Consider the following 14,996-nt stretch of genomic DNA (forward strand, 5'->3'; position numbering starts at 1 on the left):
TGTTGATGGCATGACCGAACGGCGACGCCGTTTGCGCTGAAACCGCAACAGACCCTAGACTCCGCAGCCTGTTTCCCCGTTACCGAGAGTGTCGCGATGAGTGAGCCAATCCGCCTGACCCAGTACAGTCACGGAGCTGGGTGTGGCTGCAAGATTTCCCCCAAGGTGCTGGACGTGATCCTGGCCGGCAGTGGCGCGCAGAACCTTGACCCCAACCTGTGGGTCGGCAACGCCTCGCGTGACGATGCCGCTGTCTATGCGCTGGACGATGAGCGCGGCGTGGTCTCGACGACCGACTTCTTCATGCCCATCGTCGACGATCCGTTCGATTTCGGCCGCATCGCGGCAACCAATGCAATCAGCGATATCTATGCGATGGGCGGCGATCCGCTGATGGCCATCGCCATCCTCGGCTGGCCGGTCAATGTGCTGCCGCCTGAAGTGGCCCGCGAAGTGATTCGCGGCGGCCGTGCGGTCTGTGATGCAGCCGGTATTCCGCTGGCAGGTGGGCATTCCATCGATGCGCCCGAGCCGATCTTCGGCCTGGCGGTTACCGGCGTCGTGCAGAAAAAACACATGAAACGCAACGACACCGCGCTGGCAGGCTGCACGCTGTACCTGACCAAGCCGTTGGGTATCGGCATTCTGACCACCGCCGAGAAGAAGGCGAAGCTGCGCGAGCAGGACGTCGGTCTGGCGCGTGACTGGATGTGCACCCTGAACAAGCCCGGCAGCCGTTTCGGCAAACTGGCTGGCGTGATGGCGATGACTGACGTCACCGGTTTCGGTCTGTTGGGCCATCTGGTCGAAATGGCCGATGGCGCAGGGCTGACGGCGCGTCTGGATTACGCCGCCGTGCCGCGTCTGCCGGGTGTCGAGCATTACATCGCCGAAGGCTGCGTGCCGGGCGGTACGTTGCGCAACTTTGAAAGTTATGGCGACAAGATCGCATCGCTGAGCGACGCCCAGCGCGATCTGTTGTGCGACCCGCAGACCAGTGGCGGTCTGCTGGTCGCGGTCACCCCGGAAGGTGAGGCGGAGTTTCTGGCAGTGGCTGCCGAATTGGGCCTGCAACTGAACCCTATCGGCACATTGCGTGAGCGACAGACCCACGCCGTCGAGGTGTTCTGATGGCCGACAACAGCAGTGATTACCGCGCTCTGTTTCTCAACGATGTGCCGATGATGGATGCCCGGGCGCCGGTGGAGTTCTCCAAGGGTGCGTTTCCGGGCGTGATCAACCTGCCGTTGATGACTGACATCGAGCGGCAGAAGGTCGGCACCTGCTACAAGCAACATGGGCAGGATGCGGCGATCACGCTGGGCCACCAACTGGTCTGCGGGCCGGTCAAGGATGAGCGCGTCGAGGCCTGGCTGGCATTCGCCAAAGCCAACCCGCATGGCTACCTGTACTGCTTCCGTGGCGGTCTGCGTTCACAGACCGTGCAGCGCTGGTTGCAGGAGGCGGGCGTCGATTATCCGCGGATCATTGGCGGCTACAAGGCGATGCGAACCTTCCTGCTCGACACCCTGCACGATGCGGTGACCGAGTGCGATTTCGTGGTGCTCGGCGGTATGACGGGTACGGGCAAGACCGAGGTGGTTACCCAGCTTGCCAATAGCCTTGATCTGGAAGGCATCGCCAACCACCGAGGTTCCAGCTTCGGCAAGCGGGCGACCGGCCAGCCGGCGCAGATCGATTTCGAAAACCGTCTGGCCATCGACCTGCTCAAGAAGCGCGATGCCGGTATCGAGCAGTTCGTGCTGGAAGACGAAAGCCGTCTGGTGGGCAGTTGCAACGTGCCGCTGGAACTGCACCAGACCATGCAGGACTGCTCGATGGTCTGGCTGGAGGACAGTTTCGAAAACCGGGTCGAGCGTATTCTTCGCGATTACGTGACCGACCTGTGTGCCGAGTTCATCAGCCTGCATGGCGAGGAAACCGGCTTCGACCTGTTCGCCGAGCGCCTGCTGCAAAGTCTGAAAAACATCCACAAGCGCCTTGGCGGCGAGCGCTTGCAGCGACTGCAAGCCATCATGCAGGACGCGCTCGATGAACAGCGACGCAGCGGCAAGGTTGATCTGCACCGTGGCTGGATCGAAGGCCTGCTCGGCGAATACTACGACCCAATGTACGCCTACCAGCGCGAGCACAAGGCTTCACGTATCGAGTTCGCCGGGACTCAGAACGAGGTGGTCGCGTACTTGCGTGAGCGCAAGGCAAAAGCGCTGTCGTGATCGTTGCCATTCCCCGGCGCGTCCGCCGCGTCAAGATCACTGATCGTTCCTACGCTCTGCGCTCATCGTTATACACAAGTCCGCAAGACGCGAAAAACGGGGGGTAAAACGAAAGTGACTGACTTAATGCATACCTCGTGGGAGGCGGCTTGCCGGCGATGGCGTCAGTCCAGTCACTAATAGGTCGCGTCAGAAAAAGCATCGCCGGCAAGCCGCCTCCCACAGTCCGTGGTCGCAGTAAGGCTCGGGTATAACGCTGAGCACAAGCATGGGCATGATCGGCGTGCTTGAGATCATGCTGATCGTTCCTACGCTCCGCGTGGGAATGCCGCTCNTCAGTCTGTGCCCAGGACGCTCCGCGTCCGTTGTTGATCAGTGTTACTGCCTCAACGCATCCAGCAGCGCCCTGGCGTAACCGGGCAGGGCGTTGAAGTCTGCGGCGCAGAGCAGCAATTTGCGGTCGGCCCAGGGATCGCTCAATCGCACTGCGGCAAAGCGCAGTGGGCGCGGGGCGCGGTCGATTGCTGCCTGCGGCACGATGCCCAGTCCGGCGCCGTGGGCGACCATGCGCAATACACCATCAAACCCTTCGGCGCGGACCCTGATGCGCATGCGCTGGCCCATGTGTAACGCCTGTTCTTCGATATGAATGCCCAGCGCGCTGTTGACCGACAGGCCGACAAACTCATCGTCCAACGCCTCTGCGAAGCTGACACGGGTCAGCTCGCTCAACGGATGATCAAGCGGCATGACCAGTGTCAGCGGATCGTCACGAAAGGGCAGGGTTTGCAGGTCGCTGGCATCTACAGCGTCTGACACGATCCCGATGTCTGCCGTCCCGTGACGCAACGCATGCAGGATGCGCAGGCTGGTCTGTTCCTGAAGATCTACGTCGATGTTGGGATGCGCCACCAGAAAGTCGGCCAACCGTTCCGGCAGGTGCTCGCTCAGCGTCGAGGTGTTGCACAGCAGCCGGACCTGACCTTTGAAACCCTTGGCGTAATCAGCGAGATCGAACTGCATGCGTTCGACCTGTTGCAGGATCACCCGTGCATGCTGGGCCAGCGCCTTGCCCGCAGGCGTTGGTGTCACGCCCCGTCGGCCTCGTTCAAGCAGTGGCGCCTGCAACGACGCCTCCATCGCCCGAACGCGCGCGCTGGCCGATGGCAGTGACAGATGACTGCGTGTTGCGGCGGCAGTGATGCTGCCGGTCTCGATCACGTGCTGAAAAAGGCGCAGATCGGTGAGGTCGAAGTTCATGTAAAGAATATTCCTCGCTGATCAGCCTCTGTCCATGCCAGAGGCTGGCTCAGTATATGCCAGATTTTCAGTACGCTCTGGAACGTCCAGAATCGCGTCATGAATACACTCTTCGATACGTATCAAGCGCTCGGCATCGGTCTGATTGCGTTGGTCTTCTGCACCTTCCTGCTGGCGGGCACCGTCAAAGGCGTGATCGGCCTGGGCCTGCCGACGGTGGCCATGGGTTTGTTGGGGCTGGCTATGCTCCCGGCGCAGGCTGCCGCCTTGCTGATCATCCCATCCATCGTGACTAACTTCTGGCAACTGGCGACAGGCGGGCACCTGGGCGGGTTGATCCGTCGTCTCTGGCCGATGCTGGTGATGGTCTTTGTCGGTACTTTGGCAGGCTCGTTCTGGCTGGGCATGAACGGCGATCATTCCATGACGCGTGCGTTGGGCGGGGCGCTGCTGCTGTATGCGCTGAGCGGGTTGTTCCTGCCGACGCTCAAGGTAGCCCCGCACACCGAGCGCTGGCTGGGCCCGGTATGCGGCCTGCTCACCGGCATCATCACCTCGATGACAGGCGTGTTCGTGATTCCTGCCGTGCCGTATCTGCAGGCTCTGGGCCTGGAGCGTCATCAACTGGTGCAGGCGCTGGGGCTCTCGTTCACGGTTTCGACGCTGGCGCTGGCCATCGGTCTGTCCTCGACCGGCGCGCTCGGCGGCAGCGAGCTGGGCGCTTCATTGCTGGCGCTGCTCCCGGCGCTGCTGGGCATGCTGCTCGGCCAATGGTTGCGAGCGCGGATCAGCGCCGTGATGTTCAAGCGCACTTTCTTTATCGGGATGGCGCTACTGGGGCTGCACTTGCTGGTGAAGGGCTGAGCATGCCGATGCGGCGAATGTCGAAGTCGCTGACCAGGTATTCAAAACGCTTTTCAGCGAACGCTTTCATGTGCGGCTGCGCAGAGTGAACGTCCAGATCCTCTTTTGAGGCCCACACCTCAAAAAAGATGAACAGCGCCGGATCCTGCTGATCGCGCAACATGTGGTATTCGATGCAGCCTGGCTCGCTGCGGCTCTGCGCAACGTAGGAACTGAATAGCGCTTCGAACTCCGCTGACTTTTCAGGGCGGGTGTGGGCATGAAGGATGAAGCCGTATTGGTCGCTCATCTGGGTGGTCCTCTGCTGAAAGTGATCGCATTCTAAATCAACAATGTTGTGCTGATTCGTGACGCTAAGGCAAAAGTGATTTGTCCTCCCTCGGCTTATTCTCAAGCCACTTCGTCTTTATTCTTGCCCCCATCGATTAATGACTGGCCCAGCCGAACCATAAGGCATGGCCGAACATCCAGAGGTCTGGCATGAAGAAAGTATTGTTTCTCAACGGCGGCAAACAGTTTGCCCACTCCGACGGCCGCTACAACGCGACGCTGCATGAAGCCGGAGTGGCGTTCATGGACCGCGCCGGTTACGACGTCAAGGAAACCTTCATCGACGGTGGTTATGACGTGGCTGAAGAAGTGCACAAGTTTCTGTGGGCCGACGTCATCGTCTGGCAAATGCCGGGTTGGTGGATGGGCGCGCCGTGGACCGTGAAGAAGTACATCGACGAAGTGTTCACCGAAGGGCACGGCAGCCTGTACGCCAACGACGGCCGCACCCGTTCCGATGCCTCGCAGAAATACGGCAGCGGCGGTTTGCTGCATGGCAAGCAGTACATGATCTCCGCGACCTGGAATGCACCGCAGCAAGCGTTCGATGACGCATCGGATTTCTTTGAGGCCAAAGGCGTTGATGCCGTGTACTTCCCGTTTCACAAGTCCAACCAGTTCCTAGGCATGACCGGCCTGCCGACCTTTCTGGCGGTGGATGTGATGAAGATGCCGAACATCGAGGGTGATGTGAAACGGTATGAAGCGCATCTGGCCAAGGTGTTTGGCGTTTGAGGTGATTGTCCCTGCATTCTGTGTTGGACGCAGGTCTTGCGGCACCAACGGATTGTGGGAGGCGGTTTGCCGACGATGAACGATGACGCGATGTTCCTGACATACCGCGTCTACTGCATCGCCGGCAAGCCGCCTCCCACGGTCCAGTGTTTGCTGCAAGACAGCGCTGTGTCAGAGACACAGGGGCATCTCCCGCGGTATCTGTATTCACTCAGTCCCTGCCGTTTAAGTCTTGATGCGCAGGCACTCCGAGCGTGGGAACGATCAGCACAACTCACGCCTTTGCTTGAAACACCGCTAATATCCCCGGACTCTTGAGCAGGGGACAACAGTGAAAGCCAGGTCCGATGAATTGCAGGTGTTCGTTTCGGTGATCGAAAGCGGCTCCATTTCCGCCGCCGCCGAGAAGATGGGGCAGACGCCGTCCGGGATCAGCCGCACCTTGTCGCGGCTCGAGGCCAAGCTTGAGACCACGCTGATCAACCGCACTACGCGGCGCATGGACCTGACCGAAGAGGGCAAGTTCTTCCTGGCGCGTGCGCGGCTCATTCTCGAACAGATGGAAAGCCTGGAAGAGCACCTCATGTCTTCACGGCAGACACCGGCCGGGCGCCTGCGCGTCAACGCCGCGTCGCCGTTCATGCTGCATTCGGTGGTGCCGCATGTGGCGGAGTTTCGGCAGCGTTACCCGGATATCCAGCTGGAGCTGGACAGCGACGATTGGTTCATCGACCTGCTGGAGCAGAACACCGATATCGCCATCCGTATAGGCGCTCTGCCGGATTCGACCCTGCATGCCCGCGCACTGGGCAGTTGCCTGCTGAACATCGTCGCCAGCCCGGCATATCTTGAGCGCCATGGCACGCCGCACACCGTCGAAGCGTTGTCGCAGCACACGCTGGTGGGATTCAATCAGGTGGAAGTGCTCAACCGCTGGCCGTTGCGCCATGCCGGGGGCGATCGCTATCCGATCAAACCTGCGGTTGTGGCATCCAGTGGTGACACTTTGCGTCATCTGGCGCTGGAAGGGGTGGGGATTGCCTGTCTGTCCGACTTCATGACCCACGAAGACCTGCGGGACGGAAGGCTGGTCGGCATTCTGCAGGACGCCAACAGCGGTTATCGCCAGCCGATCAACGCGGTCTACTACCGCAACTCGCAGCTGGCGCTGAGGATTCAGTGTTTTCTGGATTTCATGCAGGAAAAGTTGAAAGACTACGCGCAGTGATTGCGGCTTGTATAACGAGCGTAGGCATCCCGCAGCGACGCAAAAGTAATCACCGCCTGTCGCGCAACCATTCCACCATTCCCAGCCCGGCAGCCCGCCCGCTGGCGAAACAGGCGGTCAGCAGGTAACCGCCGGTCGGTGTTTCCCAGTCGATCATTTCGCCCGCGCAGAACACGCCGGGCAGTTGCCTGAGCATCAAGCGCTCGTCCATGGCCTCAAACGTCACGCCACCAGCGGTGCTGATGGCTTCGTCTATAGGCCGTGGCCTGATCAGTCGCAATGGCAGTGCCTTGATCGCCTGGCTCAAAAGCACCGGATCATCAAAGGCTTCGCGTGGTGCCACCTCTCTCAGCAATGAAGCCTTGGCGCCGTCGATACCCAACTGGCTGTGCAGGTGTCTGGACATCGAGCGCGAGCCGCGAGGTTTGCTCAGGGCCTTGTGTACATCGCCTTGGGACTTGCCGGGCAGCAAATCGATCTGCACGCTGGCCGAGCCGCTGAGGTTGATCTGCTCCCGGATCTGCGCCGACAGCGCATACACCAGACTGCCTTCCACGCCCGTTTCGGTCAGCACGCACTCGCCCAGACGCAGCGGCTGTCCCTGCAGGCCCATGGCGATATTCTTCAATGGCGCACCGGCGAACTTGCTTCGCAATAAGTCGCTCCAGGCCGTGACCTCAAAGCCGCAATTGGCGGCCTGTAGCGGCGCGACGCTCACCTGCTGCGCCTCAAGCCAGGGCACCCAGGCGCCGTCGGAGCCCAGTCGCGCCCAACTGGCGCCTCCCAGCGCCAACAGCGTCGCGTCAGGTTCGAGCGTCAACTCGCCTTCAGGATGGGCGATACGCAGGCGACCGTCGGCGTTCCAGCCCAGCCAGCGATGCCGCGTGTGGATCATGACGCCCGCGTCCCGCAGGCGTTTCAGCCAGGCGCGCAGCAGAGGTGCGGCTTTCATGTCCGTCGGGAACACCCGTCCCGAGCTGCCGATAAAGGTGTCGACACCCAGATCATGAATCCACGCGCACAAGGCATCCGCGTCGAACTGCCTGAGCAAAGGCGCGATCATCGGCGAACGTTCGAAGTAGCGTGACAGAAAATCCGGGTAGGGTTCGGAGTGGGTGATATTCATGCCACCGACCCCGGCCAGCAGAAACTTGCGCCCCACCGACGGCATGCCGTCATACAGATCGACCCGAAATCCGGCCTGGCTCAATACTTCGGCCGCCATCAGACCCGCAGGTCCGCCTCCGATGATGGCGACGGATTGAGGTTCGGAGGCGGCGGAGTCGGTCATGATCAGCTGAATATCGATAGCGGGAAAGAGCGGCATTCTACCCGAGATTTGCCGCTCGGCCTGTCACAGGCCCAGATCCTGCCAGACCCGTTGCGCGCTGTGGTGCAGGATGCCGTGCCGCCGGGCCAGCGCCTGACGATCCTTGCTGTAACCGCCACCGATCACGCCCATGACCGGAATGTCGCGACCCAGACAATGACGCAGCACGGCCTCATCGCGATCGGCCAGACCCTGATCCGTAAGCTTCAGATAACCCAGCGCGTCATCCTTGTGGACGTCCACGCCCGCGTCATACAGCACCAGATCCGGCTTGTAGATCGGTAGCAGGTAGTTGAGCAGGTCGTCGACGACTTTCAGGTAATCGCTGTCGCCCATGCCCATCGGCAGCGGGATATCCCAGTCGCTCTGGGCCTTGCGGGCCGGGAAGTTCTTTTCGCAGTGCAGCGAGACGGTGATGGCGTCTTCGGTATCCGCCAGAATGCGTGCCGTGCCATCGCCCTGATGCACATCGCAGTCGAAGATCAGCACCTTGTCCACGCGGCCGCTCTGCAGCAGGTACTGACTGATCACCGCCAGGTCGTTGAAGATGCAGAAACCGGCAGGATAATCATAGTGCGCATGGTGGGTGCCACCCGCCAGATGGCAGGCCAGACCGTGGTCGAGTGCCTGTTCGGCCGTCAGCAGCGAGCCGCCCACGGCACGGATGGTGCGCCGCGCCAGTGCCTCGCTCCAGGGCAGGCCGAGACGGCGCTGGTCCTCGCGTGACAGGTCGCCACTCAGGTAACGGCTGATGTAAGAGGGGTCATGTGCCAGGGCCAGAATATCGGCCGGGCACAGCTCTGGGCGTAATAATTGAACGTCGCGGGTCAGGCCGCTGTCGATCAAGTGATCGCGCAACAGACGAAACTTGTCCATGGGAAACCGATGGTCAGCCGGAAACTCCGGGCTGTAGTCGTCGTGATAGATCAGCGGCAGGGACATTTTGCGTCCGGTCAAAGGTCGAAGCCCGATAGTGCCAGTTATGCGCCGTGTCGCACAGTTGGCTGCAACTTCAACAGACTACACTTGCGCCCGAAGATGACGGTTACAGGGGAGATCGATGGAACCGATACTCAAGCTGGACAGCGCCCGATTGCTGATGCGGCAGTGGCGCGATGACGATTTGCCTGCGTTTGCCGCCATGTGCGCCGATCCGCAGGTGATGCGGTATTTCCCCGAGCCCCTCAGCCGCCTCGAAAGCGCCGCCATGATCGGGCGGATGCGTGGGCATTTTGCCGAGCTGGGTTTTGGATTGTGGGCGCTTGAGCGTAAGGACAACGGCGCATTCATCGGCTTTACCGGCCTGGGTGTCGTGGGGTTCGACGCGCACTTCACGCCCGCCGTCGAGATCGGCTGGCGCCTGGCCCGCGAGCACTGGGGGCTGGGTTTTGCCAGCGAAGCGGCCTGGACGGTGCTGGGCTGCGGCTTCGAGCGCCTGAAGCTGGATGAGATCGTGTCGTTTACCGCCGTGAGCAATGAACCGTCGCAAAAGGTGATGCAGGCCATCGGGATGCTGCACGATCCGTCCGATGATTTCGATCATCCCAACCTGCCGGACGGACACCCGCTCAAGCCGCACATGCTTTATCGCATCAATCGCGAACAGTGGCTCAATACCCTGAAACCCTGACTGAGCCCGCCGCCTTATTTCTGTATCATTTCATTTTAATGGTGCAGGCCTTGCGGGCCTGCCGCGAACACACCGACCGCCGTTGCCTGGCGAGTGCGGGTACGTTTTGTGCGAGGAATGAACATGAGCCAAGTGCTGGATGATCTGGTTGAGCTGCTGACGCTGGAACCTATTGAAGAAAACCTGTTTCGCGGTCGTAGCCAGGATCTGGGCTTTCGCCAGCTGTTCGGCGGTCAGGTGCTGGGGCAATCGCTGTCTGCCGCCAGCCAGACGGTCGAGGAGGACCGCCACGTTCATTCACTGCACGGCTATTTCCTGCGTCCTGGCGATGCCGGGCTGCCGGTGGTCTATCAAGTGGACCGCGTGCGTGACGGCGGCAGTTTCAGCACCCGTCGCGTTACGGCGATCCAGAAGGGCAAGCCGATCTTCACCTGCAGCGCGTCGTTCCAGTACGACGAAGAGGGCTTTGAGCATCAGGCTCCGATGCCGCAGATTGTCGGGCCGGAAAACCTGCCTTCCGAACTTGAACTGATGCAACAGCGTGCGCACCTGATTCCTGAAGCGGTTCATGACAAGTTTCTGCGCCCCAAGCCCATCGAGTTTCGTCCGGTAACCGCCGAAGACCCCTATAACCCGCAACCCGGCGAGCCGGTGAAGTATGTGTGGTTCAGGGCCGATGGCACGCTCAATGACGCACCTGCGTTGCACAAGTACATGCTGGCCTACGCCTCGGACTTCAACTTGCTGACAACCTCACTGAAACCGCATGCCAAAACCGTCTGGCAGCGCGACATGCAGGTGGCCAGCCTCGATCACTCATTGTGGTTTCACAACGACCTGCGTGCCGACGACTGGCTTCTTTACGCCATGGACAGCCCGTGGGCAGGCAACTCTCGCGGCTTTTCGCGCGGCAGTATCTTCAACCGCGCCGGGCAACTGGTTGCTTCGGTCAGTCAGGAAGGGCTGATCCGCCATCGAAAGGATTGGGCATGACACTGCATGACATTCGGCACTGGGTGTTCGACATGGACGGCACACTGACCGTCCCCGTGCACGATTTTCCAGCCATCAAGCGCGAGCTGGGCATTCCGCAGGACGCCGATATTCTCGGCCACCTCGCTGCATTGCCCGCGGCTGAATCCGCTGCCAAGCACGCCTGGTTGCTGGAGCACGAGCGTGAACTCGCGTTGGGTTCGCTACCTGCCGATGGCGCTGTGGAGCTGGTTCGTGAGCTGGCGGCGCGTGGCTATCGCCTGGGCATTCTTACCCGCAATGCGCGCGAGCTGGCGCACATCACGCTGGAAGCCATCGGTCTTGCTGACTGTTTTGCGGTAGACGACGTACTGGGACGCGATGAAGCGACACCCAAGCCCCATCCGGCTGGCCTGTTGAAGCTGGCCAGAGCCTGGGAGGTGGAACCTAAAAAGATGGTGATGATCGGCGATTACCGTCACGATCTGGACTGTGGCCGGGCAGCAGGCGCGAAGACCATTCTGGTCAACCTGCCGGAGAATCCATGGCCTGAGCTGGCGGACTGGCATGCCGTGGACTGCGTGGCATTGCGCGGGATGTTGAACTGACAGGCGGCCTCATCGTCCGCGCCAAGCACATGCGTTTATCTAAATGAATGCAGAACCCGTGGGAGGCGGCTTGCCGGCGATTCAGTTTCTCAGGCGACCCTTGAGTGACTGAACTGACGCCATCGCCGGCAAGCCGCCTCCCACAGCCCCGTATTTACTGCGCGACAGCGCTACGGCGAAGACGTGGTGGCGCCTCCCACAGTTTGAGTTGAGTTCACTTCTGGTGTGCTACCCATCAAAACGGCTTGAACAGCACCGCCTGGCCTTCAGGTGAAGTAAAGATCCCGTCGCCGTTATGGCCAACCTTGGGCACGACCACCAGACGCTGATTCAGGCCTTCAGGATGACGCTTCTGCAGGTAGCTGAAATAGTTCTGGCCGCGGATCAGGCGGTAGGCGCCCTGGGCTTCAGCTGCACAGGTCTTGTCCAGTGCCGGATGGTTGCGATCGGTATCCAGTTCGCCCAGCAGGTAGGTGACGTCACGCTTCACGTAGCCTTTTTCGATATCCGCCGGTTTTTCCTTGCCGGAATAGAACGGCATCTTGTTGAGGCCGTATTTCCAGTCGTTGAAGTTGGGGCAGGCCTGCGCCGTCACGGGCTCGGGCCGCTCGGCATCGAAATAGGCATAGGACGACGGGTTGGCAATCACGTAGCGCAGCTTCACGCCTTCGCGGGTCAGCAAAGCGTCTTCCTTGCCGCCGATCATGGCGTAGCGTTGCACCACCTGTGCGCCACCCGAGTGCCCGGCAATCACGATTTCCTTGAGGTTGGGAAACAGCTTGCTGTCGCTCAGGCGCTTGAGGATGTGGTCCAGCACCAGAAACGAGCTGACGGGCTTGGGATCGCTGGCCGTTGCGCCTTCCATCCAGCTGTTCTGGCGCCAGCGCAGGATGTTGTCGGACAGGTGATGGGCAACAATGTCTTTCTCATCCAGAAACTGCGGCGCGATCAACAGCGTCTTGCCGCGTTCCTTGGACTGGTTGGCCGCGCGCTCGATGCTGCGCAGGTAGGTCTGGGCGTTGCGCAGGCGACCGTGCAGCACGATCACCACACGCTCGATTTTCGGTTTCGGATGCACCCATTCCTGGCTGAGCCCTAGCGTCGCCTCGGCGCCATTGATGGCCAGACGGTCCGGGCTGATGGATTTAACCGCTTGATCCTCGGCATGAGCCCCGAGGCTCACGAAGGCAGTGCTTAACAACAGGACCAGAAGCGGTTTAATCATGTGCTTAGAGACTCTTGGCGGCGAAAGTATCGCATTGGGTGATTTGGCCTTGCGCAAAGCCGGTCTTGAACCAGCGTACTCGCTGGGCCGACGTCCCGTGGGTAAAGGAGTCAGGTACGACTCGACCACTGCTTTGCTGCTGAAGACGATCATCGCCGATGGCGTTGGCTGCGTTCAGCGCTTCTTCAATATCACCCGGCTCAAGCCAGTTCAAACGATTTTGTGCGTTATAGGCCCAAACACCTGCGAAACAGTCAGCCTGAAGCTCCTGGCGGACCAATAAACCGGTGCTGCCTTCCATGCGCTGTCCTGACTTGCGGGCGGCATCGACCTTGGCGGAAATGCCGAGCTGGGTCTGTACATGGTGGCCGACTTCGTGAGCGATCACGTAAGCCTGGGCAAAGTCACCCGCTGCAGAGAAGCGTTGCGACATCTCACGGAAGAAGTCCAGATCCAGATAGACCTGCTGGTCTGCCGGGCAATAGAACGGGCCGGTCGCGGAGGTTGCGAAGCCACACGCAGAGTTCACCTGGCCGCTGAACAGCACCAGCGTCGGGTCCTTGTACTGACGACCGTTCTGGGCGAAGACTGCGCGCCAGGTGTCTTCGGTGTCGCCCAGAATGCTGCGCACGAACTCGGCCTGCTGATCATTGGCCGGTGGCGCCTGACGTGTCTGCGTGTTGGCCGGAGCGCTTTGCTCGGTCATCTGGCCGGTGAGTTGTCCCAGAATCTGCATCGGGTCCTGACCGGTCAGCAACCCGATGGCGACCACGATCACGATACCGCCCAGGCTCAGTCCCTTGCCACCGATGCGCATGCCTCCGCCACCGCCGCCGCTACTTTCACCACGTGCATCGACCACGTTGTCGCTGCGTCGGCCTTTTTTCCAGAGCATGTCGGATCCCTCTTCTTATCGTGCAATGAGTGTCGCTGGTCAAACCAATACGCGCCAACCTGTCCCATGCCAAGTGAAACACGGGCGGCGCAATGCGTGATGCGAGGTATAGAGGGTGGGGGAGACCGATTGGTTCTAAGAAGCGGCGCCGCGATACCGGTTTTCTGAATCCGGGCGGCGCTGCTCTGGGGCTCAGTGTGCTTTTGCGAGCGTGCTGTCTGACACTTCTGTAGGGGTGGCGTCGGCGAAGCGGTCCACCTGCCGCAGCGTTTTGAAGCCGGTCATCCAGGCGCCAACGACGCCCAGCGTACAGACGCCGCCCATGATCGCGGCTGGAATCGCGCCGATCAGCGAAGCGCTGGTGCCTGCGCGGAATTCGCCAAGCTCGTTGGAAGAGCCGATAAACAGCATGTTCACCGCGTTGACCCGGCCACGCATGTTGTCCGGTGTCGAGAACTGCACCAGCGCCGAGCGGATATAAACGCTGACCATGTCCGCGGCTCCGGCGATCAGGAGCGCCAGGCACGACAGCCAGAATAACGTGGAGAGGGCAAACACCAGATTCGCCACCCCGAACAACCCGACGGCCATGAACATGGTCATGCCCACGTTGCGATCCAGTGGGCGCACGCTCAGGTAGATGCCAGTCGCCAGTTCACCCAGGCTCATTGAGGCGCGCAGCATGCCCAGTCCTTGCGGTCCCAGATTGAGCACTTCGTGGGCATAGATCGGCAGCAGCGCCACCACGCCGCCGAGCAGTACGGCGAACAGGTCCAGGGAGATGGTGCCGAGAATGATCGGCCGCGAGCGGATGAAGGCAATCCCGGCGGTGAAACGACCCCAGGCACTGTCGCTCAGGTCCACCAATTTGCCTGCGTACGGCGTCGCGACACGTGCCAGCAGCAGGATCCCGGCGATGAACGCAGCCACACACACCGAATAGGTCAGCTCTGCACCGCCCAGCCAGTACAGGTAGCCGCCAATCAGCGGGCCGCCGACGGTCGAGCAGCGCATGATCACGCTGTTGGTAGCAATCGCCGAGGCGAGTTGTTCACGGGGTACGATCTGCGGCAACAGGCTCTGCAGAGCAGGACCGGTGAATGCGCGGGCGCAGCCGTAAAGCATCAGCGCGCCGTAGATCAGCCGCAGGTCCTGCAGGTTCATGGCCGAAAAGACCAGCAGAATGAGGCCGCAGACCGCCTGAACGCCCCAGCTGATCATCAGGATGACCTTGCGGTTGTAGCGATCAATCAGATCGCCCGCAGGCATCAGCAACAGCAGCATGGGGATGAACTGGGCCAGGCCGACGTAGGCCAGCGCCATCGGCTCGCGGGTCATGTCATAGACCTGCCAGGCGACGACCACGGCCTGAATCTGCATGGCGAAGACCGCCATCAGGCGCGACAGGATGAAACTGATGAAGCCAGGCTGGCTGGACAGTTTGACGGATGTTGAAGCGGCGGGGGATTCAGGGTTCAAGACAGACTTCCATCGAAGCAGTGTGATCGCGTTACGGGTTATACCTCAGCTTATAGATAGGATGCTAACGAAAAAATCGATGGATCTTTTTCCGCGAGGGGCGGCGTCTGCTTCCGATGTGGCGCAGACTGGGGATTCAGTAAGCCGAGCGCATGACGTGGATAACGCTGGAGCTTGGGCACACATCTGCGCCACATTCCAGA

General features: G+C 60.8%; 15 protein-coding genes. 8 read left to right on the forward strand and 7 right to left on the reverse strand.

Annotated features, from left to right (window positions below):
* Positions 1 to 96: 96 nt before the first annotated feature.
* Positions 97 to 1,131 carry a selenide, water dikinase SelD gene (selD, locus tag AO065_RS10825; RefSeq protein WP_004887583.1) on the forward strand — a complete coding sequence of 345 codons (1,035 nt, stop codon included), beginning with the start codon at positions 97 to 99 and terminating at the stop codon, positions 1,129 to 1,131.
* Complete coding sequence (mnmH, locus tag AO065_RS10830) at positions 1,131 to 2,237, forward strand: tRNA 2-selenouridine(34) synthase MnmH (RefSeq protein ID WP_004887581.1); 1,107 nt, start codon at positions 1,131 to 1,133, stop codon at positions 2,235 to 2,237. Before selD ends, mnmH begins: the two co-directional genes overlap by 1 nt.
* Positions 2,238 to 2,615: 378 nt before the next feature.
* Here the strand turns inward: mnmH and AO065_RS10835 are convergent, their stop codons facing one another.
* Positions 2,616 to 3,497 (reverse strand): LysR substrate-binding domain-containing protein, encoded by an 882-nt coding sequence (locus tag AO065_RS10835; protein ID WP_004888341.1) that lies wholly within the window; start codon positions 3,495 to 3,497, stop codon positions 2,616 to 2,618.
* A 99-nt stretch (positions 3,498 to 3,596) separates the two neighbouring features.
* Between AO065_RS10835 and AO065_RS10840 the strand changes: the two genes are divergently transcribed.
* The gene (locus AO065_RS10840; protein ID WP_004888340.1) at positions 3,597 to 4,361 is read left to right on the forward strand and encodes a sulfite exporter TauE/SafE family protein; all 765 of its coding nucleotides are present in this window, start codon (positions 3,597 to 3,599) and stop codon (positions 4,359 to 4,361) included.
* Here AO065_RS10840 and AO065_RS10845 read toward each other — a convergent pair.
* Positions 4,315 to 4,650: a putative quinol monooxygenase gene (locus tag AO065_RS10845; RefSeq protein WP_004888339.1), complete on the reverse strand. Its 336-nt coding sequence runs from the start codon at positions 4,648 to 4,650 to the stop codon at positions 4,315 to 4,317. The genes AO065_RS10840 and AO065_RS10845 overlap by 47 nt on opposite strands.
* Before the next feature lie 191 nt (positions 4,651 to 4,841).
* Here AO065_RS10845 and mdaB point away from each other — a divergent pair, with 191 nt between their 5' ends.
* On the forward strand, positions 4,842 to 5,426 hold the full coding sequence (mdaB, locus tag AO065_RS10850) for an NADPH:quinone oxidoreductase MdaB (protein WP_004888338.1): 585 nt from the start codon (positions 4,842 to 4,844) through the stop codon (positions 5,424 to 5,426).
* A 331-nt stretch (positions 5,427 to 5,757) separates the two neighbouring features.
* Positions 5,758 to 6,654 (forward strand): LysR family transcriptional regulator, encoded by an 897-nt coding sequence (locus AO065_RS10855; protein ID WP_004888337.1) that lies wholly within the window; start codon positions 5,758 to 5,760, stop codon positions 6,652 to 6,654.
* Positions 6,655 to 6,703: 49 nt separating this feature from the next.
* Here the strand turns inward: AO065_RS10855 and AO065_RS10860 are convergent, their stop codons facing one another.
* Entirely contained in the window at positions 6,704 to 7,945 is a 1,242-nt protein-coding gene (locus AO065_RS10860) for a TIGR03862 family flavoprotein (protein WP_004888336.1), read from the reverse strand.
* Between the two features lie 63 nt (positions 7,946 to 8,008).
* Positions 8,009 to 8,926 carry a histone deacetylase family protein gene (locus AO065_RS10865; protein ID WP_004888335.1) on the reverse strand — a complete coding sequence of 306 codons (918 nt, stop codon included), beginning with the start codon at positions 8,924 to 8,926 and terminating at the stop codon, positions 8,009 to 8,011.
* A 118-nt stretch (positions 8,927 to 9,044) separates the two neighbouring features.
* Between AO065_RS10865 and AO065_RS10870 the strand changes: the two genes are divergently transcribed.
* From AO065_RS10870 to AO065_RS10880, 3 genes are all read left to right on the forward strand, one after another.
* Positions 9,045 to 9,614 carry a GNAT family N-acetyltransferase gene (locus tag AO065_RS10870; protein WP_004888334.1) on the forward strand — a complete coding sequence of 190 codons (570 nt, stop codon included), beginning with the start codon at positions 9,045 to 9,047 and terminating at the stop codon, positions 9,612 to 9,614.
* A 123-nt stretch (positions 9,615 to 9,737) separates the two neighbouring features.
* Complete coding sequence (tesB, locus tag AO065_RS10875) at positions 9,738 to 10,607, forward strand: acyl-CoA thioesterase II (RefSeq protein WP_004888333.1); 870 nt, start codon at positions 9,738 to 9,740, stop codon at positions 10,605 to 10,607.
* Positions 10,604 to 11,194: an HAD family hydrolase gene (locus AO065_RS10880; protein WP_004888332.1), complete on the forward strand. Its 591-nt coding sequence runs from the start codon at positions 10,604 to 10,606 to the stop codon at positions 11,192 to 11,194. Before tesB ends, AO065_RS10880 begins: the two co-directional genes overlap by 4 nt.
* A 235-nt stretch (positions 11,195 to 11,429) precedes the next feature.
* On the opposite strand, the gene AO065_RS10885 is transcribed toward AO065_RS10880, so the two are convergent.
* The 3 genes from AO065_RS10885 to AO065_RS10895 form a co-directional block, all read right to left on the reverse strand.
* Positions 11,430 to 12,419 (reverse strand): hypothetical protein, encoded by a 990-nt coding sequence (locus AO065_RS10885; RefSeq protein WP_004888330.1) that lies wholly within the window; start codon positions 12,417 to 12,419, stop codon positions 11,430 to 11,432.
* Between the two features lie 4 nt (positions 12,420 to 12,423).
* Positions 12,424 to 13,314 carry a KPN_02809 family neutral zinc metallopeptidase gene (ypfJ, locus tag AO065_RS10890; RefSeq protein WP_004888329.1) on the reverse strand — a complete coding sequence of 297 codons (891 nt, stop codon included), beginning with the start codon at positions 13,312 to 13,314 and terminating at the stop codon, positions 12,424 to 12,426.
* 192 nt (positions 13,315 to 13,506) lie between these two features.
* Positions 13,507 to 14,793, reverse strand: coding sequence for an MFS transporter (locus AO065_RS10895; protein ID WP_004888327.1), 1,287 nt, complete (start codon positions 14,791 to 14,793; stop codon positions 13,507 to 13,509).
* Between the last annotated feature and the right edge of the window lie 203 nt (positions 14,794 to 14,996).

This window comes from Pseudomonas viridiflava, from assembly GCF_001642795.1.
Taxonomy (GTDB): domain Bacteria; phylum Pseudomonadota; class Gammaproteobacteria; order Pseudomonadales; family Pseudomonadaceae; genus Aquipseudomonas; species Aquipseudomonas viridiflava.

Excerpts from the sequence above, each read along its gene's own strand:
- AO065_RS10835 (WP_004888341.1), bottom strand. The coding sequence starts at position 3,497 with ATGAACTTCGACCTCACCGATCTGCGCCTTTTTCAGCACGTGATCGAG.
- ypfJ (WP_004888329.1), bottom strand. The coding sequence starts at position 13,314 with ATGCTCTGGAAAAAAGGCCGACGCAGCGACAACGTGGTCGATGCACGT.
- selD (WP_004887583.1), top strand. The coding sequence starts at position 97 with ATGAGTGAGCCAATCCGCCTGACCCAGTACAGTCACGGAGCTGGGTGT.
- AO065_RS10865 (WP_004888335.1), bottom strand. The coding sequence starts at position 8,926 with ATGTCCCTGCCGCTGATCTATCACGACGACTACAGCCCGGAGTTTCCG.
- AO065_RS10860 (WP_004888336.1), bottom strand. The coding sequence starts at position 7,945 with ATGACCGACTCCGCCGCCTCCGAACCTCAATCCGTCGCCATCATCGGA.
- AO065_RS10880 (WP_004888332.1), top strand. The coding sequence starts at position 10,604 with ATGACACTGCATGACATTCGGCACTGGGTGTTCGACATGGACGGCACA.
- AO065_RS10840 (WP_004888340.1), top strand. The coding sequence starts at position 3,597 with ATGAATACACTCTTCGATACGTATCAAGCGCTCGGCATCGGTCTGATT.
- AO065_RS10885 (WP_004888330.1), bottom strand. The coding sequence starts at position 12,419 with ATGATTAAACCGCTTCTGGTCCTGTTGTTAAGCACTGCCTTCGTGAGC.
- AO065_RS10870 (WP_004888334.1), top strand. The coding sequence starts at position 9,045 with ATGGAACCGATACTCAAGCTGGACAGCGCCCGATTGCTGATGCGGCAG.
- mnmH (WP_004887581.1), top strand. The coding sequence starts at position 1,131 with ATGGCCGACAACAGCAGTGATTACCGCGCTCTGTTTCTCAACGATGTG.
- AO065_RS10845 (WP_004888339.1), bottom strand. The coding sequence starts at position 4,650 with ATGAGCGACCAATACGGCTTCATCCTTCATGCCCACACCCGCCCTGAA.
- mdaB (WP_004888338.1), top strand. The coding sequence starts at position 4,842 with ATGAAGAAAGTATTGTTTCTCAACGGCGGCAAACAGTTTGCCCACTCC.
- tesB (WP_004888333.1), top strand. The coding sequence starts at position 9,738 with ATGAGCCAAGTGCTGGATGATCTGGTTGAGCTGCTGACGCTGGAACCT.